Origin of the sequence: Pseudomonas sp. DY-1, from assembly GCF_003626975.1 — a bacterium.
Classification (GTDB): Bacteria; Pseudomonadota; Gammaproteobacteria; order Pseudomonadales; family Pseudomonadaceae; genus Metapseudomonas.
Genome location: NZ_CP032616.1, coordinates 1147327 through 1170020, shown reverse-complemented (window position 1 = coordinate 1170020; position 22694 = coordinate 1147327). Strand labels below are relative to the sequence as shown.

General features: G+C 64.5%; 7 protein-coding genes. 5 read left to right on the top strand and 2 right to left on the bottom strand.

Going from position 1 to position 22694, the window contains the following annotated elements:
* Positions 1–48: 48 nt before the first annotated feature.
* Positions 49–2373: a tetratricopeptide repeat protein gene (locus D6Z43_RS05715; RefSeq protein WP_120651026.1), complete on the bottom strand. Its 2325-nt coding sequence runs from the start codon at positions 2371–2373 to the stop codon at positions 49–51.
* Positions 2374–2451: 78 nt separating this feature from the next.
* Positions 2452–4083 carry a mechanosensitive ion channel family protein gene (locus D6Z43_RS05710; protein ID WP_371924345.1) on the bottom strand — a complete coding sequence of 544 codons (1632 nt, stop codon included), beginning with the start codon at positions 4081–4083 and terminating at the stop codon, positions 2452–2454.
* Between the two features lie 539 nt (positions 4084–4622).
* Between D6Z43_RS05710 and D6Z43_RS05705 the strand changes: the two genes are divergently transcribed.
* From D6Z43_RS05705 to D6Z43_RS05685, 5 genes are read left to right on the top strand one after another with little or no spacing between them, the layout of a single operon-like run.
* On the top strand, positions 4623–16088 hold the full coding sequence (locus D6Z43_RS05705) for a VCBS domain-containing protein (RefSeq protein WP_120651025.1): 11466 nt from the start codon (positions 4623–4625) through the stop codon (positions 16086–16088).
* A 20-nt stretch (positions 16089–16108) separates the two neighbouring features.
* Positions 16109–17614: a TolC family protein gene (locus tag D6Z43_RS05700; protein ID WP_120651024.1), complete on the top strand. Its 1506-nt coding sequence runs from the start codon at positions 16109–16111 to the stop codon at positions 17612–17614.
* 10 nt (positions 17615–17624) lie between these two features.
* On the top strand, positions 17625–18404 hold the full coding sequence (locus D6Z43_RS05695) for an efflux RND transporter periplasmic adaptor subunit (protein ID WP_120651023.1): 780 nt from the start codon (positions 17625–17627) through the stop codon (positions 18402–18404).
* Entirely contained in the window at positions 18397–19737 is a 1341-nt protein-coding gene (locus tag D6Z43_RS05690; RefSeq protein ID WP_120651022.1) for an efflux RND transporter periplasmic adaptor subunit, read from the top strand. Before D6Z43_RS05695 ends, D6Z43_RS05690 begins: the two co-directional genes overlap by 8 nt.
* On the top strand, positions 19737–21833 hold the full coding sequence (locus D6Z43_RS05685; RefSeq protein WP_120655194.1) for an HlyD family efflux transporter periplasmic adaptor subunit: 2097 nt from the start codon (positions 19737–19739) through the stop codon (positions 21831–21833). The genes D6Z43_RS05690 and D6Z43_RS05685 overlap by 1 nt, the downstream gene beginning before the upstream one ends.
* Positions 21834–22694 lie beyond the last annotated feature (861 nt).

The following is a 22694-nucleotide window of genomic DNA, read 5'->3' as shown; positions in this document are numbered from 1 at the left end:
AATGCGATGTCGCCAGTAAGCTCGCCTGTTTGCGCTGCCTGCCGTGTCTCACTGCCGCCAATAGGGCTCGATCGCGTGCAGGCGAGGGTCATCCGGTGCCACTTCACGCATGCGTTTGACGTATTCGAACGCCTCGCTTCGCTCGCCCTCCACAGCGTGCAGATAGATCAGCGAATAGAGCAGGTCCGGGTCCGACGGGGATTGCTCAAGGCCGCTACGCAGCGCACTCAGCGCGTCATTGCGACGGTGCATGCGTGACAGCAGCAACCCCTGGTTGTAGCGGATACGTGAATTGCCGGGCAGTTGGACTGCGGCCTTTTCCATCCAGTTCAACGCCTCCTCCGCCCTACCCCGTTCCACGAGCAGCAAGGCCAGCATGTAGGCCAGGTTGCCGTGGTCGGTTTCCGGCATCTTTTCCAGCGCCAGGCCTTCGCGCAGCAGCCGCTCGGCCTCGTCGGGCTGCGTCGCACTGGCCAGGGTGACCAGGTTCACTCGTGCCGGCGAGAAGTACGGGTCGAGCCTGAGCGCCTGGCGATACTCCTCCATCGCCTCGCCATCACGCCCCTGACGCGACAACAGTACTGCCAGGTTGAGGCGGCCACCGGGTAGATCGGCATTGCCGCGCAGGCGCCGTTCATAGTCGGCCAGCAATGCCTGAAACGGCGCTCGCCGCTCGACCGGCAACAGATCAGGCGGGACATCCGCCAGGGCACGGACGGTTTCATCCCGCACTGCACGCGTCGGGTCATCCAGCAACGCCAGCAACGGCTTCAGCCGCTCGGCCGGTGGCACGCTGGTAAAGCCCGAAACGGCATAGGCACGCACCAGCTCGCTGTCGTCCTTGAGCGCCCACTGCAAATTGGAGATGGCCGGCGGGCCGAGGTCGGCCATCTGCTCGGCGGCGGTGGCGCGGACGATGGCCGGCTTGCCCTTGTCCGCCAACACCGAGCCGAGCAGGCTCAGCGAGATACCCTGGCCGCTGCGCACCGCATGAAGGTCCTCGCCATAGTGCGGTGGCCGTTGCGGCTTGCCGAACCAGCCTTCAATGGCCTTGGCTGCCCATGCGGGTTTCTGGTCCTGATGGCAGCTGGTGCAAGCATCCGGGCTTCCGTCCTTGTCGGCCAGGTCCGGGCGCGGAATGCGCAGGCTGTGATCGCAGCGCGGGTCCACGACCATGTAAGTCTTGCTCGGCATGTGGCAGTTGACGCACTGCGCACCAGGCGTGCCTGGCACATGGCGGTGGTGAGCCTTGCTGTCGTAGTCCTTGGACGGGAGGCTGGCGAAGCGCGCCAGCGGCGGATTGCTGTTGTGGCATTGCAGGCAGAGGCCGTTGCCTTCGATCTTCACTTGGGTGGTATGCGGGTTGTGGCAGTCGGTACAGGCAACGCCGGCCGCGTACATCTTGCTCTGGGTGAACGAACCGAACTCATAGACTTCGCCGTCAATCTGGCCGTCAGCGTGGTAGAGGCCCGCGCGCAGCGTGGCCGGCAGGCTCTGATCCAGTTGCGGCTGCCCCGGTTCCTGCCCCGTGCCCAGCCCCTGTCGGCGGCTATGGCAGTAGGCGCACTGCTCCACCAGACCCTGGCTGCCCAACGCCTTGAAGTCGACCTTCAGTCCCAGGTCGGCGGCCGCAGCGTAGGTCTTGTTGGCCGACTTGTCCTGCTTCGCCCAGTCGACGTGAGCCTGGCCCGGACCGTGGCAACCCTGGCAGCCGACAGTTTGTTCGTGCCAGGTGGAGGCGAAGCTGTCCTGCCTGTCGTCGTAGTTCTTCATCAGGCGCGTCGAGTGGCAGTCAGCGCACATGGCATTCCAGTTCTGGTAGCGGCCGGTCCAGTGCAGCGGGTCGCTCGGCGCAAAACGCTGCCCCGGATAGAGGGAGAACCAGCGTTGGCCACCCTCCCCCTTGGGACGGCTGTCCCAGGCGATCGTCAGGGCCTGCAGGCGTCCACGCGGCAGGGCCACCAGGTACTGCTGCAACGGGGAGAAGCCGAAGGTGTAGAGGATCTGGAAGTCAGCGGACTTGCCGTCTTCACCTTCCGTGTTGACGAAGTAGTCATCGCCCTTGCGGAAGAAACGCGCCTTGACACCAACCTCATCGAAAGTGGCCGCATCGAAGTCGCCCAGCACATTGCCTGCCTCTGCCTTGCGCATGGCCCAACCGTGGTCGGAGTCTTTCCATTGCCCGGCCTCCGTGGCGTGACATCCCAGGCAACTGTCGCTGGCGGCATAGCCTTCCACCTCGCTGGCAGGTCCCGGCAACCTGCCTGGCGCTTCCCCGACAGCCCAGGCTGCCTGCCCCGTCATCAGCGCCAGCGTCAACACTGCGGACTGCAGAACGGCGCAAAGTCGTCCCTCCGAATCTCGCCCCCTCATTCCCTTGCTCCATGATCAGTTCGACTTGCCCCTGGTCGGGCTTATTTCCTGTTTGCAGCGAGTCCAGGACGGATTCGATCACCGCCCGCCTTCTTCCTGATCCACTTCTCTGGCGGGTGCCGTGTACCAGCGCTCCTTTGGCACCCACTTCTCCTGCGTGGGATCGCCCAGGTAGTGCGGCGACATGATCTGCACGCCGTACTCGTTGAACACGTCCTGGATATTGGCGTGCAGCATCGTCAGCAGCTCGGCCCGTGGACGTGGTTCGCTGGGCACTGCCTGTGCCACCAGCCGGTACTCGGGGTAGAAGTCCGACAGCGCCGTCTGGAACACCTGTGGCACGGGATTCTGGAGGATGCCGGGAGTGCGTCGGGCCGCTTCCAGCAGCATGGCCTCGACCTGGCGCCAGGGCGTGTCGTAGCCGATGGTCACAGTGGTATCCACCACATAGCCCCGGCCCTGCACGACGCGGGAGTAGTTGCGCGTCACCGAGCCGGTGATCATCGAGTTGGGGATGGTCAGCACCTCACCCAGGCCGGTGCGGATACTGGTGGTGAACATACCCAGCTCGGTGACTGTACCCTCGTTGTCGCCAATGCGGACGTACTCGCCGGGCCTCAGGGTGCGGGTGTAAGTCAGAATCAGCCCTGCCGCTGCCTGCCCGACCACGCTGGACGCGCCCAGGGAAATCATCAGACCGATCAGCACGGACAACCCTTTGAACGCCTCGGTCCCGGCGCCCGGCAGGTAGGGATAGGCCATGGCCAGGGCGAACAGCCAGATGGCCAGTGAAGTCAGACGCGTGGTGGGTTGCAGTGTTTCGTCGTTGAGCCAGGTGATGGTGCCAGGACGGGAAAGGCGCTCCAGCAGACGTTTGCTGAAGGCGCTGATGCCGCGCGCGATGAAGAAGATCAGCAGCGCGATGACCAGTCCCGGTATGGCGCTGACCATGGCGTCCAGTACATAACGCACCAGGTCCACCAGGTAGTGGTTCAGGCTTTCGCCCCAGGGCCGGGTATAGGGGAATCGCTGTAGTACGAAGCTCAGCCATTCATAGGTGAGCAGCAGCACCAGTGACCAGAACACCAGTGCCAACAGGCGCCGAACCACCGGAAACAGGTTGCTGGTATCCACCAGCTGGGTTTCCCCGATCTTCAGTGCACTGGTGTGCCTGCGCATGTGCCTGGGTAACCAGGACAACGCCTTGCGATGCGCCCAGCCGAGCAATTTCAACAATGCGATATACAGCAGCGTGGCCGCCACCGAGTACCCGCCTGCGGTCAGCAGGAAGCGCAGACTACGGGCTTGCGCAGACTCCGCCACCACCAGGCGCAACCGCTGGGCCGCGTCTTCGGCATCCTGCCGCACCGAGGTTTCACCGGCATCCAGATCGTTCGGCGAGACGATGAAGGCGCGCCGGTCACCCAGCAACACCATGTAGTTGTCCTGGATGCTATCGAGCCTGACGTCGGTCTCCTCAGTGCCGTCCAGCATCTCGCGGATCACGGCGCGGGCGCGGCTAGCGCGAGCGGCGGGTGATTCACCCAGGAGCGTGGCACGAAAGACGAAGATGCTGCGATTGGCGATTTTCAGTTCGGAGGGTTCCGCCGCGGCGGTCGCCGCTTCATCGGCGCCATGTGCGGTAGCGGAAAGCACCATCGAGAAAATCCAGAAGATCGTGGCTCCCCACCAACTGATCCGTTTGTCCATGTAGCGCGCTCCAGCCAATTCTTTTTGTTCGCCGGGCGCCCCCAACTCCTGGCCCGGCCAGTTGCAGCCTAGTTCAGTTCGTTGAACCGGGGTTGCCTCCCTGCGCGCCTGATTCACCCCGGCTCGCCAGTTGGGGATTCATCCGCACTCTCGATCTCTACATGCGATGGCCGACCCCGTCACGGTTTCGCCTCGAAAGTAGCGCGGCAGCTGGATTTGCCACGCCTTGTGGCGGACGGATGGGCTGGCGTTTCAAAAAAACTTGTGTAGGCTCATCGTGAGAATTTTCTGACAGAAAACGGACTTCTGCTCAGCAAACCGGACTTCAGGACTGGACTCGGCCGCAGACAGGCGAAACTTCCCACCTTGGCTTTTGACGGGTCATCGACATGCCCCGGACGACGCCGGGTTTCTGCGCCGCAGTACCCAGTACAGGTTGAACCCGCATCTTGCACCCTCCGGGGCGCGAGGTGCTCTCGATGTACTGAATCTCAAACGTTGCAGGCCTGCCCATACGTGACAGGTTTCTTGGTGAACATATGGATATTGATACCAAGCCCGGTACCTTTGTGCCGCCCGCATTCAGACCCCAGCGCCGTGCCCTGGCCCTGGAGCCCCGCATTCTCTTCGACGGTGCAGCCGCCACCGCAGCGGACCAGCAGCACCAGGACACTGGCGACGCCGGCAAACCCGTCGCCGATCACGCCACGCCCAGCGACGCCCGCAGCGAGCCCGGCCAGCAACCTTCCGCAAGCCGCCACCTGCTGGTGCTCGACAGCCGTATAGACGGTCGCGAGAAGCTGACGGCGCAGCTCCCAGGCAATGTCGAAGTACTGGTGGTGGAAGCCAACCAGGATGGCCTCGCCGCCATCTCTGCTGCACTGGCCCAGCTTGGCCAGGTGGATTCCATCCAGATCCTGTCCCACGGTGCTTCAGGCGAGTTCACCCTCGGCAAGACCACCCTGACCGCCGACAACATCGACCAGTTCGCCCAGCCCCTCAGCCAGTGGAGCCAGTCGCTCAGCGAAGGCGCCGATATCCAGCTTTATGGTTGCAAGGTCGGCGAAGGCAGCGCCGGGCGCACCCTGGTCAACGAGCTGGCGCGCTGGACCGGCGCCGACGTCGCAGCCTCCAGCGATGACACCGGCAGTGCCCGCGCGGGCGGCGACTGGGAGCTGGAAGTCGCCCGCGGCGACATCGACAAGCCCATCGCGCTGGCTGTCGCGGCCACCGCTGGCTACGACCGGCTGCTGGCGGCCGGGCCGACCACCACCCTCACCGGTGGCGCGGATGTGCTGCTGGGAGAAACCTTCAGCTTCAACGTTACGTTTACCAATATCACCACCGATACGGGCTACGCGCCCTTCATCGACCTGTTCTTCCCGGCTACGGGCAAGGATGGTGCTGGCGCGGAAATAGACGACGGTGTCACCTTCGTCTCCGCCACCTACCTCGGGCAGAACCTCACCGCCCACGTGCTGACCTTCGACGCCAACGGCCAGGCCAGCCACCCGCTGGCAGTAGGAACCGACGGCAAGCCGCTGATCATCAACGCCGCAGACTTCGGCATGCGTGCCGGCGACCAGATGGTGGTGGTAGAACTGCCGTTCGCCAGTGTCACCCTGGGCCAGCCGCCCATCACCGTGCAAGTGACGGCTTCTCTGAGCGACCTGGCTGACACCGACTTCTCCTTCTCCGGGACGACGCCGGACCTGACCATCCGTGCGCGCAGCGGCTTCCAGTACGGCAATGACTCGCTGAACAACCCGGCCACCGACCCCAGCATTCTGGAGCCATCGGCCAACGCCGACAGCTTCGTGGTGCATCCGACGGTAATCACCTTCGACCAGGTGATCACCACGCCCGAAGGCGAAACCGCGACCGGACCGAACTATGGCCGCGAACTGGACGTCACCATCAATCCGGCCGACTCCCAGACCTTGACCAACGTGGTACTGACCCAGCCGGTACCGGACAACGTCATTGTGACCGCCATCACACCCGGTGGCGGCGGCACCATCACCTCGATCACCCTTCACAACGGCAATACAGTCACCGACCCGACGTTCATTCAGCGCATCCTGGCGCAGAACAGCGACGGTGACCTCAGCAACGACCTGTACATCAGCGAGTTCACTGTCAGCTATGCGACCTTGACCGCACCGACGACCACCAACGTGCAGTTCTTCGTTCCGGACGACGACGCCGATGGTGTGCCGGTGCTCAACGCCGCCACCGGCGACGATGTCACCATCACGTTTGCCAGGCCCGAGGCCGCGGGGAACTGGATACCCCTCGACCCGCGCGATGCTCCCAATGGCCAGATCGCCTTCGACGGCACCGGCAACGACGTCAGTTTCGTCGCCAAGTCCATCACCCTGCAGAAGCAGGTCAGCGTACGCACCGATGTCGGCAGCCCCGGCATCAGTCCGGGGGATGTCCTGGACTACAGGCTGAACATCGCGCTGTCGGACTACTTCGCCTTCGGCAAGACCTTCCTCGGCAACGGCAGCTTCCTGGTATCGGACCAGCTGGGCGACGGGCAGAACCTGATAGCCGGCACCGCGACCCTGACGATCACCCAGAACGGAGTGACCCAGACCATCGCCCTGGTCAGCAGCAGCGTGGTCAATGCCGACGGCAGCACCTCGATGCAGTTCGACATTGCCCAGTCGCTGGCCAACGCATTCGGTATCCGCGATTGGCTCAACGGTGACCTGGCCTTCGATGACCTGCTGCAAGGTGCCACCCTGGCGGTAATCGGTTATCAGGCTCGGGTTGCCCAAAGTTACACGCCGCCCGCCGGCGCGCCCCACAGCGAAATCAACGAAGGCGACTCGGTCGGCAATAACGCCACGGTGACCGCCACCATACTGTTCGACCCGAACAACCTCAGCGGTTTCGACGAAAGCGACACCTCCAACACCGTCAGCACCATTCCTACCAGCCAGGTGCAGATCGATCTGGCCGGCCTCAACGGTGGAGGTGCGCCGGCGCCCGGCACCGAATTGCGGCCAGGCGATACCGTCACCTTCCGCCTGACCTACGACCTGGTCACCGGCGATTACGAGAACTTCAAGCTCACCGCCTACCTGCCGCTGCCGCTGTTCGACCTGAGTGGCGTCGATCCCAATGCCATCTGGCGCCTGGCCACGGGCAATACCAACCCCAACAGCCCTATCTCGGTCACCATCGGCGCCGGCAATTCGCTGGTATTCACCTTCGCTGACTACGTGAACCCCGGTATCAACGGCAGCCGCGTCGCCATCGACTTCACCCTCACCGTCAGCGACCAGCCGTTCGCCGACCAGCGCGCCTTCAACGTGCTGGGCGAATCCAGCCAGACCCGTACCCTGGACAAGAGCGTCCTGCTCACCACCGATGACGTGACCCTGATCGCCTCGGTGGCCGAACCGGTGCTCACCATGAGCCACGGCGTGGTTTCCACCAGCCATGGCACGGTGACCGGCACCACCGGCGCCTGGAACGCGCCGGGCACCACCGGCGTGCCCTTCAGCGGCAGCATCACCGATATCCTCGCGGTCAATGGCAATGTCACCGGCATCGATGCCAGCGACCGCCTGCGCCTGGCCACCGCCATCGAGAACCATGGGGGCGGCAACGCCTATGACGTCAGCACCCGCATCAGCCTGCCGCCGGGCCTGTCCTTCGTGGGTGGCAACCTGGCCAGTTCAAACCTGCTGATCTATCGCGGCGACGGCACCCGACTGATAGCCGGCACCCACTTCACCGTGGACAACGCCACCAACACCATCACCTTCATCGACTCACCCGGAGCTGGCGCCCTGCTGGCCGGCCGCCCCGGGACCGCGGCGGATAACAGCGGCGCCAACGTCGTGGTCATTACCTATGACGTGCAGGTGGCGGCGGCCATCGGCGCCAGCGCCACCCTGCAAAGCACTGCCGAGCTGACCCACTACGCCAGCGCCGAGGGTGGGCAGAACTTCGTGCCGGTGCCGCTCTCCGACCTCGCCAGCCAGCAGGTCGCAGCGCCGGTGATCAGCAAGAACTTCGCCGGCGGCAGCCTGGACAATGGCGATTCCAGTGCCGCTCACACCACCGGTGCGAACCTGGTAGTCGGCGAAAGCATGCTCTACGACATCATCGTCACGCTGCCTGAAGGCACTACCCAGAGTTTGCGCATCGACGACCTGATCCCGCCCGGCCTGCGCCTGGACACCAGCTTCAATGCCAACCAGGGCTACCAATTGATTACCACCGCTGGCGGCGCGTTGACCGCCAACTTCGCCGGCACGGTCACCATCGGTAGTCTCACCGCCCCCACCGGCACCCTGGGTGCCGACGGCGCCGATGCGCGCTTCATTTTCAGCGCCTCCGGCGCCACGGGCGACAACAACATCGGCAACAACAGCTTCGTCATCCGCGTGCGGCTGGTGGCCAGCAACGTGCTCGGCAACCAGGCCGGTGGCGTGCGCCAGAACGACGCCCGCCTGAGCTACAGCGACCCCGATGGGAACACCCCGAACGGCAGCGCGCCGCTGAATCGCGATGTGAACCTGACCGGCACCAAGCCCGCGATCACCATTCAGGAACCCACCCTGCAGCTCAGCCAGCAATTGATCACCAACCCGGGCCTGGGCTTCGATGAAGGCGACCCGGTCGACTTCAGCATCACCATCGCCAATGGCAACGCCGGTAGCGATTACGACGCCTTCGACATCGCCTTCTCCAGCCAGCTGCCCACCGAACTGGACCAGCTCACATTGGTCAGCGTGACCTATACCGTAGGCGGGGTCAGCACGGATATCAGGGGCAGCTTCGTCCTCGACCCGAATGGCCGTACGCTGATCAACACCGGCAACGTCGACATCGCCAAGGGCGGCACCATCACCATCCGCATCAGTGGCGTAGTCAATGCCACCGGTGCCTCGGTGGCCCGCTTCGACAACCTCGCCGATGTGCGCTGGACCAGCCTCAACGGCAACAACACCAACGGTGCCGCTGATCCGGCCGGCGAACGCACCGGCCAGGACGGCCTGCTCAACACCGGCGTGCTCAACGACTACCAGCGCGACAGCATTCTTATTTTTCCCATCGCCCAGGGCATACGCCTGTCCCGCGTGGGGGGGTTGAACGATACGGCCGCCCCCAACCCCACCAATGCACCGATCGAGGTCGTGGCCGTTGGCGAGATCATCCGCTACCGCACCGCCGTCCTGATTCCCGAGGGCATCAACCCCAACTACCAGCTGGTTGTCACCCTCGACGACGGGCTGACGGTGGATGACCTCAGCACCATGCGTATTGGGTTCATTTCCGACGGCGGGCTGGTCACCAGCCTCGGCGACCTGATCACCAGCGGCACCCTGCAGATCATCGGCAACGAAGACAGCCCGCAAGCCCAGCTCATCACCCCGAATCTGTCCGGACCGGCCCCAACCGGGGTGCTGAATCCCATCTACGTCACGCTCGGCACCGACGGCAATGGCAACCAGGTGGTGACCCTCAACCTGGGCAACATCACCAACGAGGGATTCGCCGGGGGCAACGATGGTAACGATGACGACCTGGAAGGGATTGTGTTCGAGTTCAATGCCCGCGTGGATAACAGCCTGGGCAACCAGTCCGCCGTCCAGCTCGGCGTCACGGTGCATGATCGCGTCAACGGCATCATCCGTACCACCAGCGATACCCTGTTCGAGCGCATCGTAGAACCCGGTTTCGCCAACCTCGACAAGACCGTCACCGACTTCAACGCGAACCCGGGTGGCAGCCTGGGCACCGCCACCGTCACCGTCGATTTCACCGCCAACGGCAGCTTGCCGGCCTACGATGTCCGCCTGACCGACGGCTTCCCCACCGGCAGCAACTACACCCTGCTCAGCATCACCATCGGTGCCAACACCTACGGCCCGAGCAACCTGCCGGCCGGTGTCAGTTTCAGCACCACGGGCGGCGTGACAGTGGACATCGCGCGGATCGACCCCGGCACCAGCGTCAGCGTGGTCTACAGCGTCCAGGTGCCCAATAACGCAAGCATCGCCAGTACCGACGCCAACCTGACCTGGAGCAGCCTGCCGGAAACCTTCACCAGCTGGGGGGGCACTTCGGTCGGCCCCGATGGCACCGCTACCGGCGAGCGCAACGGCTCCAATGGCCCCGGTCCGGATAGCACCACCCTGAACAACTACGTGCTCCGCGAAGGCGCCGGCCTCGGGATCATCAGCGGCACCCTGTGGAACGATACGGGCACGGCCGCCACCGCCCCCAACGACGCCACACCGGATCCGGACCCGTTTCCGGGCACCCCCGCGTACGAACTGGCCATCGCCAACCAGACCATCAACCTGATCTGGGCCGGTAACGACGGCGTGTTCGGTAGTGGCGACGACAAGACCTTCACCACCACTACCAACGCCAACGGCCGTTTTTCCTTCGGCGTGCTACCCAGCGGCCTGTTCCGCATCGATGCACCGAACACTGTGAACAGCATTGCCCAGTTCGGCGAACTGCGGATTCGCATCGACACCGATGCCGGAACCCTCGGCCAGGTCCAGGTGACCCTTGGCGAAGGTGTCACGCAGCAGGCCAACTCCGGCTATGTCGAGCTCAACGATGCGCCGGTCAATACCCTGCCCGGCTTCCAGCAGGGACGAGAAGACACGCCCCTGGCGATTTCCGGCATCAGCGTCAGCGACATCGATGCCGAGCGCGATCCGGTCGTCGCCAGCCGCGCCATCGAGGTCAACCTCAACGTTCTTCACGGCACGCTCACACTCACCGGTCCGACCACTGGCGTAACGGTGACCGGGGCCGGGACGACGAACCTGGTCCTGCTGGGCCGGATCGCCGACATCAACGCGGCCCTGGCCGGCGTCAGCTATCTGGGCAACCTCGACTTCAACGGCGTCGATTTCCTCGAGGTGCTGACCAACGACCTGGGCAACTACGGCGACTTCAACGGCAATGGCATTCCCGGCGAACTGGCGGACGCCCGCACCGACAGCGACTTCCTGGTGATCCGCCTCGATCCGGTGAACGACGCGCCGAACGCCGTGGACGACAACGCCACGGCGGTGGAAGCTGGCGGTACCGCCAACCGCCTCCCGGGCATCGATCCGCGCGGCAATCTGCTGAGCAACGATACCGACATCGATATCGGTACCAACGGCGACCAGATATTCGTCGTATCGGTCACCTCCCCACTCGGCGTAGTGGTTCCGCTTCCAGCGCTGGGATCGGTGGAGGTGTTCGGGCGCTACGGCAAGCTGGTGCTGCAGTCCAATGGCGCCTACCAGTACATCATCGACAACGCCAATCCCGAGGTGCAGGCGCTGCGCCAGGCGGGCGACCAGTTGAACGAGAGTTTCACCTACGTGATCTCGGACATCGGCCTGGGCGGTCCACCGTTGCAATCCTCAGCCAACTTCTCGGTGGTCATCCAGGGCGCCAACGACACCCCAGTGGGTGTCAATGACGTAGGCACAGCCATCGAGAAAGGTGGCGTCAACAACACCGATATCGGTAACCCCGGCGATACCCCGCCGGCCGGCTTCCCCGCTCCCGGTGCCAACGCCACCGGTAATGTGCTGGACAACGACTTCGATGTGGACGGCGGCGAAAACCCGGCGGACCCGATCGACTATGGCGAAACCAAGACAGTCACCGGCGCGCGCGCCCTGCGTGAGCTCGCGCAGGGCGTACTGACCATCGTCCCCACTGGTGGCAGCGTAAACATCATCGGCACTTACGGCACCCTGACCATTGCGTCCGATGGCACGTACACCTATGTGCTGAACGAGAACGCCACCGCCGTGCAACGGCTGGGGCCCAACGACACGCTGACCGAGTTCTTCAGCTACCAGGTCACTGATACGGCTGGCTTGAACGACCTCGCGGAATTGCGCATCACCATTCGTGGCAACTACGACAACCCCCTGGCCAGCGATGACCAGGCCGTGGCCCAGGCCGGCTCCGGCCCCGCTGCCATCGGTGAAAGCAACCCCAGCGGCAACGTCATCCGCTTCCCCAGCCGCCCCGGCCCGGTCACCCAGCCCGGTGGCAACGGCGTGGACAACGACGTCGACGCGGCCGACCGGCCCAATACCCTGCTCCGGGTCAATGGCGTGCGTTCGGGCCTGGAAACCGCCGGCGGGGTGCTGATTGGAGTAGCGACCGGTTCCACCAGCACCACCGGCGCCACCTTGCTACTGGGCAACTTCGGCCTCCTGCGCATGGGTGCTGACGGTTCCTTCACCTATGACGTAGACAGCGCCAACCCCACGGTCCAGGCCCTGCTCGCTGGCCAGACGCTGACCGAGACCTTCACTTACCAGATCATCGACACCAACGGTTTCACCGACCTGGCGCAACTGGTCATTACTGTCCGCGGCGTAAACGACCCGCCGGTGGCTCAGAATCACTTCAACATCGCCGTCGAACGCGGCGGCGTCGCCAACGGCCAGGCAGGCATCGACCCCACGGGCGACGCTCTGCTGTTCGATGTCGACCCTGACGGCGACCCGATCACGGTGGTCTCCGTCAGCAACGACGAACTGGGAACCACCGGCGTGATCGGCCAGGCCTTCGCGGGCCAGTACGGCACCCTGACCCTGAACGCCGATGGCACCTACAGCTACGTCCTGGATAACACCAATCCCGAAGTGGAGGCCCTGCGCCTGCTCTCGGACTTCCTCATAGAGCGCTTCACCTACGCCATTTCCGATGGCCAGGAAGCACCTGAATCAGCGCAACTGGTGATCCTCATCCTTGGCCGCAACGACAACCCGGTGGCGACCAACGACACCGCTACGGCAGTGGAAGCCGGCGGTCGGAACAACCAGATTCCCGGCGTTGACCCGACCGGCAATGTCCTGGACAACGATACGGACGTCGACGGCAGCGCCCTCGACCCCATCGACTATGGCGAGACCCGGGCGGTGGCGTCGGTGCGCACTGGTGTTGTCGAAGGAGCAGGCACGACTGGCATCCTCGGTACCGAATTGCGCGGCACCTATGGATGGCTGACCCTGAACGCCGACGGCAGCTACAGCTATCGCCTGGACAATGACATGCCGGAAGTCGAGGCGCTTCGCACTGCAGCGGACACCCTGTTGGACGGATTCAACTACACCCTGATTGATGCCTCTGGCACCACCGACATCGCTTGGCTGAGCATCACCATCCAAGGCGCCAATGACGCTCGCGAGGACAATAACGACTTCGCGACAGCGATCGAAGCCGGCGGGCTGAACAATGGGACCCCCGGTTTCGACCCCAGCGGCAATGTGCTGGACAACGATATTGATGTGGATCAGTTCGGCGAGACCGTCACCGTCATCGGTATCCGCCAGGGAGGCACCCTGGGTACGATCGGTGTCCCATTCGCAGGTCGCTACGGCACCCTGACGCTCAATGACGACGGCAGCTACACCTACGTGGTCGATAACAACGATCCGCAGGTTCAGGCCCTGCGTGTCAACGGCGACACCCTCGTCGAAATCTTCACTTACGCCACACGCGACGAAGCGGGCTCAAACAGCATCGCGGACCTGACAATCACCATCCGTGGCGTCAACGATAACCCACTGTCCGTCAACGATGGAGCCATTGCAGTGGAAGCCGGCGGAACCGACAACGCCACGCTGGGAGTGAACCCAAATGGAAACCTTCTCAACAATGACCGTGACGTCGATGCTGGCGATACCAAGGCCATCAACGGCATTCGTACCGGTAGCGAAGCTGAAGGCGGCACCTTCACCAACGTTGCCGGCAACCAGGTCATTGCGGGTCTCTATGGAATCCTGACAGTCTCGGCCAGCGGCCAATACAGTTATGTGGTGAACAACAACCTTGCTGCGGTCCAGGCCCTCAAACCGGGAGACAGCCTGCAGGAAATCTTCTCCTACCGCATGCGCGATACCGCAGGTGCCGAGGATATCGCTCAGTTCAGCATCACAATCCAAGGCGCGTGGGACAGCCCGGTGGCGCAGGACGACGTGAACGTCGGCGTCACCGACAATGGCGACGGCCTGGTGCTCAACCCCAGCGGCAACGTCCTGCCCAATGACACCGATATCGACCAGGGCGACCAGCTCACCGTCACCGGTATCCGTACGGGGCCGGAGAACGGCAGCGGCACCGCCGGCTCGGTCGGCAGCGTGCTGGTAGGCCAGTACGGCACCCTGGTGATCAATGCCGACGGCAGCTACCACTACACCATCGACATTTCCAACCCGGACGTGCTCGCCCTCGACCTGCTGGACACCCTGGTGGATCACTTCACCTATGAGGTCACCGACCTGGGCGGCCTCACCGACCTGGCGCAACTGTCGATCATCGTCGTCGGCCGCAACGACGTGCCGGATGGCTTCGACGACGAGGCCACCGCTATCGAGGCCGGCGGCTTGAACAACGACGTACCGGGCGTGAATCCCAGCGGCAATGTGCTGAGCAACGACACGGATCTCGAAGGGCAGCAGCTGTCGGTATTGGCCATTCGCACCGGCAGCGAAGCCGGCAGTGGCACCAGCGGGACCGTCGGCACGGTGCTGCGCGGCCTCTACGGCGATCTGACGATGAATGCCGATGGCAGCTGGACCTACGTGGTCGACAACAGCCTGGCTGTAGTCCAGGCGCTGCGCATCAGTGGCCAGACCCTGGTGGACACCTTCACCTACACGCTTGCCGACACGCATCTGGCCACCGATACCGCCGAGCTGCGCATCACCATCGATGGTCGCAACGACACGCCGGTCGCCCAGGATGACGACACCACGGCGGTCGAGGCAGGCGGCGTGGGCAACGACATCCCTGGCAGCGACCCTACCGGCAATGTCCTGACCAACGACCAGGACGTGGACAGCGTCGCCAATGGCGAGACCCGGCAGGTCCTTTCGGCCACCAGCGAGCTGGGCAGCGGCGCTCTTGCGGGACAGGCCCTGGTGGGTCGCTACGGCACGCTGACCCTCAATGCCGATGGCAGCTATGTCTATGTGCTGGATAACACCAACCCGCTGGTGCAAGCCCTGCGCACTGCCGGTGAATCCCTGCGCGAGTCCTTCACCTACGTCATGCGCGACACGACAGGTGCACAATCGGAAGCCCGCCTGAACATCCTGATCCAGGGTGCCAACGACAATCCGGTCGCCCGGGACGACAGCAACGTCGCCAGCGACCAGACCCCGGCGCCCCAGGCTACGGGCAATGTGCTGCCCAACGACTCGGACGTGGACGGTGGCGAACAGTTGCAAGTGGTGGGCATCCGCAGCGGTGCGGAGAATGGCAGCGGCACGACCGGGCTCGTCGGCCAACCCATCGCCGGTCGCTACGGCACCCTGGTGATCAATGCCGACGGCAGCTACACCTACAGCATCGACCTGACCAACCCCGAAGTGCTCAGGGCCGCCGGCCTCGGCCGCGTCCTGCAGGACGTCTTCACCTACACGCTCGGCGACCGCGCCGGTGCAACCGACCTGGCGCAACTGGTGATAGACCTGGATATCGCCGCGCCCTTCATCCCCGCTCCCAACCATGACCCCATTGGCCCACACGAGGACCGTGGCGATCTCGATCCATTCCGGCGTCTGCCTCTGCCCGGCGTGGACCCGGTGGTCTTCGTCGGCCCGGTGGTGGAACGGAATGATCGCCAGCTGATGTTGTCCGGCTGGGACGCTGACGGCAGCGATCTGCGGCTGGGGCTGGAGCCGGAAATCGAGAGCGAAACCCTGAGCGCGCACTTCGGCCAGGTCAAGGGCCAGTTCGTCTCCCACGCCGTGCGCGATAGCAGTGCCAGCAGCGACCTGGACCTGGCCTGGATTCTCGGTCGCCACGGCCGAACCAGCCTGAGCGCCGACGGCCTGCTGCCCGACCCCTCGGTGTTCGCCACCACCCCGGACAACCTGACCCAGGGCGATGCCCAGCTGCCGCCGCCTTCCGACTCCCGTACCGCCCCCGGCTTCCGTGCCCAGTTACGCGAGGCCGCCGAGCGCCTGCGCGCGCTGGGCAACCGGTCAACCGAATAAGCAAGGAACAAGGATCGACCATGCCAAGAACGCCCCAAACGCTCCTCAGCGCCGCCATCGCCTCCAGCCTGCTGCTAGGTGCCTGCTCGGCCATGAAACCCCACGAGTACACGGATGAGGAAAGCCGGCAGCGCATCATTCGCGATCAGTCACAGATGTATTCCAATCAGGAGCCGGTGACCGCCCCGATCACCTTCTACGAGGCCGCGGCCCGGGCCCTGAAATACAACCTGGACTATCGCCTCAAGCTCATGGAAAGCGCCCTGGCCAGTGACCTGCGCGACGTCTCCAGTCACGAGATGCTGCCGCGCCTGGTCGCCTCGGCCGGATATGCCGGGCGTAACAACGACTCCGGCGGCACCTCCATCGGCATCGAGGACCGTGAAGAAAGCTTGCGGGCTTCCACCTCCGAAGAGCGCTACCGCGAACTCTACGGCCTGGGTCTGTCCTGGAGCCTGCTGGACTTCGGCGTCGCCTACTACCGTACCCAGCAGAAGAGCGACCAGATCCTCATGGCCGAGGAACGCCGCCGCAAGGTGGCGCAGAACGTCCTGCAGGACGTGCGCAACGCCTACTGGCGCGCCGTCGGTGCCCAGCGCCTGATGCCCCAGGTCGACCGCCTTCTGGTACGTACTCACCAGGCACTGCTTTCCGCCCGCGAGGCCGAGACCAAGGGCCTGCTGCCGCGCCAGGAAGTGCTGTCCTACCAGCGCGCCCTGCTCGACTCGATCTACCTGCTCACCGTACGCCGCCAGGACCTGGAGTTCGCTCAAGCCGAACTGTCCGCGCTGATGTCGCTGCCGCCAGGCTCGAAGCTGATCCTCGCCGACCAGGCCGAGCCGCCACTGCCGGAACTGAATCAGGACATCAACCGGCTGGAACAGATCTCCCTGGAGAACCGTCCGGAAATCATGGAGGAGTGGTACCGCAAGCGGGTCAACGAGAATGACCTGAAGATCGCCAAGGCCCAGCTCTGGCCTAACGTCAGCCTGGACTTCGGCTACAAGTACGACTCCAACAAATTCCTCTACAACAGTCACTGGACCGAGACCGGCCTGCAGGTGTCGCTGAATCTGCTGCGCCTGCTGCAACTGCCGTCGCTGAACGCGGCTGCCGAATCCCAGGAGCAGACCGACGACATGCGCCGTGTCGCACTGTCCATGGCCATCCTCACTCAGGTAAGGGTGGGCACCCTGCGCTATCAGCTGGCGCGCCAGGAAGTGGAATTCGCCGACCAGAGCCTGCGGGTGGACCAGAGCCTGCTGGACTACGCCCAGGCCGCACGTACGACCTCCTATGGTTCGGAACTGGAGCTGATCCGTGCCGAAGGCCGCTACCTGCTTTCGCGCTACCAGCGCGAGGCCGCCTACTCCGACGCCCAGGCGGCCTGGGGTCGGCTGTACAACTCCATTGGCCTGGATACCCTCCCGGAGCAGATCGAAAAGCACGACATCCAGACGCTCGCCCGGGAAATCCAGCGCACCCTGGGTGAACAGGAACACAGCAAACTTCTCGTCAGCAAATAAGGAACACCGCATGCCGTACAACGCTGAGCGCAGTCTGCTCGCCCTGTTTGCGTCCCTTGTCCTGTCTTTTCCATTACCCGTCGCCTTTGCCGATGACCTGCCGCCGGCCAACCCTGCCGAGGACCCCGGCGCCATCCGCGTACTGCTCAGTTCAGACCTGGAGACCACGCTCTCCAGCCAGATGAACGGCACCCTCGGCGAGCTCAAGGCCTCCCTCGGCCAGCCGGTAGCAAAGGACGCCCTGCTGGCCCAGCTCAATTGCGAGGAAGCCCACGCCCGCGCCAAGGTTGCCGCCGCCGAGCTGACCATGGCCCGGCAGAACCTCGATGCCAAACGCAATCTGCGCAAGCTGGATGCGGTAGGCGACCTGGAAGTGGCCATGGCCAACACCGAAGTCCAGAAGGCCGAAGGCGCACGCTCCCTGGCCCAGGCCCAGAGTGGCTACTGCCGGATACAAGCGCCCTTCTCCGGACGGGTCGCCAAGGTCCACGTGAAGCCCTACCAGACGGTGGCGGCCGGAACGCCGCTGTTCGACCTGGTCAGCGACGGCGCCCTCAAGGTGCGCCTCAACGTGCCGTCGAGCCTGTTGCCACAGCTCAAGCCCGGCATGCCGTTGGAGGTCAGCATCCTGGAAACCGGCAAGTCCTATGGCGCCCATATCAGCGCCATCAACTCGCGGGTCGACGCCGTGGCCCAGACCGTGGAACTGGAAGCACGGCTCGATGCCGAGCACCCGGAACTGATCGCCGGCATGAGCGGCACCGCACGATTCCCGCAAGCCCATGAATGACCGCCTGCCGCACCCGCAATTGCTGCTTGCCCTGGCCGCACTGCGCGACCGCGCCCTGGCCGCCGACTCGCTCAATGCCCTGGCTTTCTCCATTGCCAATGACCCCTATGCGTTGCTGCGTTACCACCAGGCACTGGTGCTCGCGCAGCGCGGCGCGGACCTGGAACTGCTCTGCGTATCCGGCCTTGCCCGGCCCAGCGAAGATTCGCCCTACCTGGTCTGGTTGCGCCGCGCCAGCCGCTGGCTGAACACCCAATTGACCGACGCCCAGCCATGCTGGCTGGCCCGCGAGGCCGTGGAGCCCCCCGAGGACATCGCCGAAGGCTGGGCCGAGTGGTGGCCGTCCGGACTCTGGTGCATTCCCCTGCATGACCGCGAAGGCACGCGCCTGGGGCTGGTGCTGTTCCTGCTGGATGCGCCGCCGGCCGAATCCCTGGCGCCGCTGACCGATGGGCTCTGGCAGACCTGGGCCCACTGCTGGGCCGCCTTCGCTGGCCGGCGCCGTCTGTTCGGCTGGCGCCCCAGCAAGCGCCAGCTCCTGGCCGCACTGGCGGTGGCCGCTGCGCTGATGCTGGTGCCGGTGCGGCAAACGGCGCTGGCGCCGACTGAGATCGTCTCGCGCCAGGCGGAGGTCATCAGCTCCCCCATCGATGGGGTGATCGAGCGCATGCAGGTGCGGCCGAATCAACCCGTGGAAGCAGGCACCCTGCTCTTCACCCTCGACGAAACCACCCTGAAAAGCCGCGCCGAAGTGCTCGGCAAGGAAGTGGCGGTAGCCGATGCCGAGCTGATGGCGGCCAGCCAGCGCGCATTCGACAACCCGCAGAGCAAGAGCGAGCTGACCTTGCTCAACGGCCGCGCCCAGCAGCGCCGAGCCGAACTGGCGGCGGTCCAGGCGCAGTTGCAACGTACCCGCGTGCGCTCGCCGCGCGCTGGCGTGGCTGTGTTCAGCGACCCCAACGATTGGCTGGGCAAACCGGTGGCAACCGGGGAACGCATTCTCCAAGTGGCCGACCCAGCGCAACCGGCCATGCTGATCCAGCTGCCGGTGGCCGACGCCATCGCCCTGGAACCCGGCGCCGAGGTCACCCTGTTTCTCACCGCCTACCCACTCTCGCCGCTAAAAGGCCAGGTGCTGGAAACCAGCTACCAGGCCCGCGCCAATGAAGAGGGTGTAGTGGCCTACCGGCTGCTCGCCAGCATCGAAGGCCAGCCGGAACACGCCCGCCTCGGCCTGCACGGTACCGCCAAGCTCTACGGCGAGCGGGTGGTGCTGGGCTACTACCTGCTGCGCCGGCCATACGCCGCGCTGCGTGCCTGGACCGGGCTGTGATCGTCGACGCGGCGCAGATGCCGCTCCCGCCTTTGCGCGAAGACCTGCGGCTGCTGGAGACCGCGCCCGGCAGCGACGGCGAGCCGGCGTGGGTGATCCAGGACACAGTGATCAATCGCTTCTATCGCATTGGCTGGCTGGAGTTCGAATGCCTGCTGCGCTGGGAAGACACGCCGCAACGGATCTGCCAGGACATCCAGCAACAGACGCCACTGCGCCCGGATGTGGAGCAGGTACTGGAGCTCCGCCAGTTCCTCGAACAGCACCAGCTGTTGCGCCCGACGCCGGATGCCGCCGCCCGCTTGGCGTCCCGCAGTGAAGGCAATGCCTGGCTCAACTGGAAATGGTGGCTGCACCACTACCTGTTCTTTCGTATCCCGTTGCTGCGCCCGCAACGGCATCTGGAACACCTGGCGGGCTATCTGGACTGGTTGTTCCGGCCACTGACCGGGGTGCTGGTGGTGACCTTGGGCGTGATCGGCGTGCTACTGGTATTGCAACAATGGGACGCCTTCACCACGGCGGTGGTGGAATCCTTCTCCGCGTCCGGGCTGGTCAGCTTCGCCTTGGCGCTGGCCCTGGCCAAGACCCTTCACGAACTCGGCCACGCTTTGGTGGCGACACGCCTCGGCCTTCGCGTCGGGCACATGGGCATCGCCTTCGTGGTGCTCTGGCCAATGCTCTATACCGATACCGGTGAGAGCTGGAAGCTGCGCAGCTCCCGGCAACGCCTGGCCATCGCCTCGGCGGGCATCCTCACCGAACTGGCCCTGGCGGGCCTCGCCACACTCGGTTGGGCCCTGTCCGACCCCGGCCCGTTGCGCAACGCCCTGCTCTACCTCGCCACGACCAGTTGGGTCCTGTCGCTGGCCCTGAACGCCAGTCCGTTCATGCGTTTTGACGGCTACTTCATCCTGTCCGACCTGCTGGACTTCCCCAACCTCCATGAGCGCTCTTCGGCCCTGGCCCGGACCACCCTGCGGCGCATGCTGCTAGGGATTGACGAAGACTGGCCGGAATCCTTCAGCCCCGGTAAACGCCGCGCCCTGGTGGCGTTCGCCATCGTCACCTGGGTCTATCGCCTGGTGCTGTTCCTCGGTATTGCCGTGGCGGTTTACCTGCTCTTCTTCAAACTGCTCGGGATACTGCTGTTCGCCGTGGAAATCTCCTGGTTCATCGTCATGCCGATAGCGCGCGAATTGAAACACTGGTGGGCCAATCGAGCCGCCATCCACAATAGCCGCAGGTACTTCTGGTGGGGCGTGCTGGCCGCGCTCCTGCTACTCCTGGCGGTGCCCTGGCGCAGCGAGATCCATGCGCTTGGCGTCGCTCGCGCGGAGCAGCAATTGCGTGTTTTCGCGCCCTACCCCGCGCGCTTGCAGGCCATTCATCCGGCCGGTGAGGTTGAGGCTGGCGCGACCCTGGTCACCCTTGAGGAACCGGACATCTCGTCGCGCCTGTCCAGTAGCGAAGCCAGCGTGAAGAGCTACGAGGCGCGCCTTGGCGGCCTGATCGCCGACCCGGGTGGCGCCGACCAGGCCCTGGCCACTCGCCAGCGCCTGCGCGTGCAGTTCGAGGAGGCCCGTGCCGCACGCTCGGAGATCGCCCGGCTCAAGCTCCAGGCCCCCTTCTCCGGGCGCTGGCTGGACCTCGACCCCGACTGGCGCCCCGGCCAATGGGTGCACAGCCGCGAGCCCATCGGCATGCTGGTGGACCCGAGCCGCTGGCAGGTGGATGCCTACGTCGACCAGGATGACGTGCAGCGTCTGGTGCAAGGCAGCGCGGTGAGTTTCTATCCCGAAGGCCAGCCGACGCCCATCCCCGGCAAGGTGGTGGCCATTGGCAGCACCCGCGTCAGCAAACTCGAACACCCGATGCTCGCCTCCCGCTACGGCGGCCCGCTCACCGTGGCCAGCCAGGGCAAGGAACTGGTGCCGACGCCGCCGCTGTTCCATGTGCTGGTGCAGCTTGAAGCCGCCCCGCACACCCTGCGCGAAACCCGCGGCCATCTGCAGATCGACGGCAACCGCCGCAGCCTGTTGGCCGAAGGCCTGACCCATGTAGCGGCGGTATTGCTGAGGGAAAGCGGGTTCTGAGCTTTGTGTAGGAGCAAGCTTGCTCGCGAAACGCCTGCCCTGAAGGTTCGCGAGCAAGCTCGCTCCTACAAGTGCGCCGTGGCACCCCGTAGGGTGGAACTCGTTTTCTATCTCCACTACACGAGGCCAACCGCAGAAATCGGATTCCAAGGCTTTGTGTAGGAGCGAGCTTGCTCGCGAAAGGCCGGTGCTGAAGGTTCGCGAGCAAGCTCGCTCCTACAAGTGCTCCGTGGCACCCCGTAGGGTGGAAATCGTTTTCTATCTCCACCACACGAGGCCAACCGCCGACATCGGATTCCAAGGCTTTGTGTAGGAGCGTGCTTGCTCGCGAAACGCCGGCCCTGAAGGTTCGCGAGCAAGCTCGCTCCTACAAGTGCTCCGTGGCACCCCGTAGGGTGGAAATCGTTTTCTATCTCCACCACACGAGGCCAACCGCCGACATCGGATTCCAAGGCTTTGTGTAGGAGCGTGCTTGCTCGCGAAACGCCGGCCCTGAAGGTTCGCGAGCAAGCTCGCTCCTACAAGTGCGCCGTGGTACCCCGTAGGGTGGAAATCGTTTTCTATCTCCACCACACGAGGCTAACCGCCGACATCGGATTCCAAGGCTTTGTGTAGGAGCAAGCTTGCTCGCGAAAGGCCTGCCCTGAAGGTTCGCGAGCAAGCTCGCTCCTACAAGTGCTCCGTGGTACCCCGTAGGGTGGAACTCGTTTTCTATCTCCACCACACGAGGCCAACCGCTGACATCGGATTCCAAGGCTCGCTCCTACAAGTGCTCCGTGGCACCCCGTAGGGTGGAAATCGTTTTCTATCTCCACCACACGAGGCCAACCGCCGACATCGGATTCCAAGGCTTTGTGTAGG

Coding starts and splice junctions, on each gene's coding strand:
- D6Z43_RS05710 (WP_371924345.1), bottom strand. CDS start 4,083: ATGGACAAACGGATCAGTTGGTGGGGAGCCACGATCTTCTGGATTTTC.
- D6Z43_RS05695 (WP_120651023.1), top strand. CDS start 17,625: ATGCCGTACAACGCTGAGCGCAGTCTGCTCGCCCTGTTTGCGTCCCTT.
- D6Z43_RS05715 (WP_120651026.1), bottom strand. CDS start 2,373: ATGAGGGGGCGAGATTCGGAGGGACGACTTTGCGCCGTTCTGCAGTCC.
- D6Z43_RS05690 (WP_120651022.1), top strand. CDS start 18,397: ATGAATGACCGCCTGCCGCACCCGCAATTGCTGCTTGCCCTGGCCGCA.
- D6Z43_RS05700 (WP_120651024.1), top strand. CDS start 16,109: ATGCCAAGAACGCCCCAAACGCTCCTCAGCGCCGCCATCGCCTCCAGC.
- D6Z43_RS05705 (WP_120651025.1), top strand. CDS start 4,623: ATGGATATTGATACCAAGCCCGGTACCTTTGTGCCGCCCGCATTCAGA.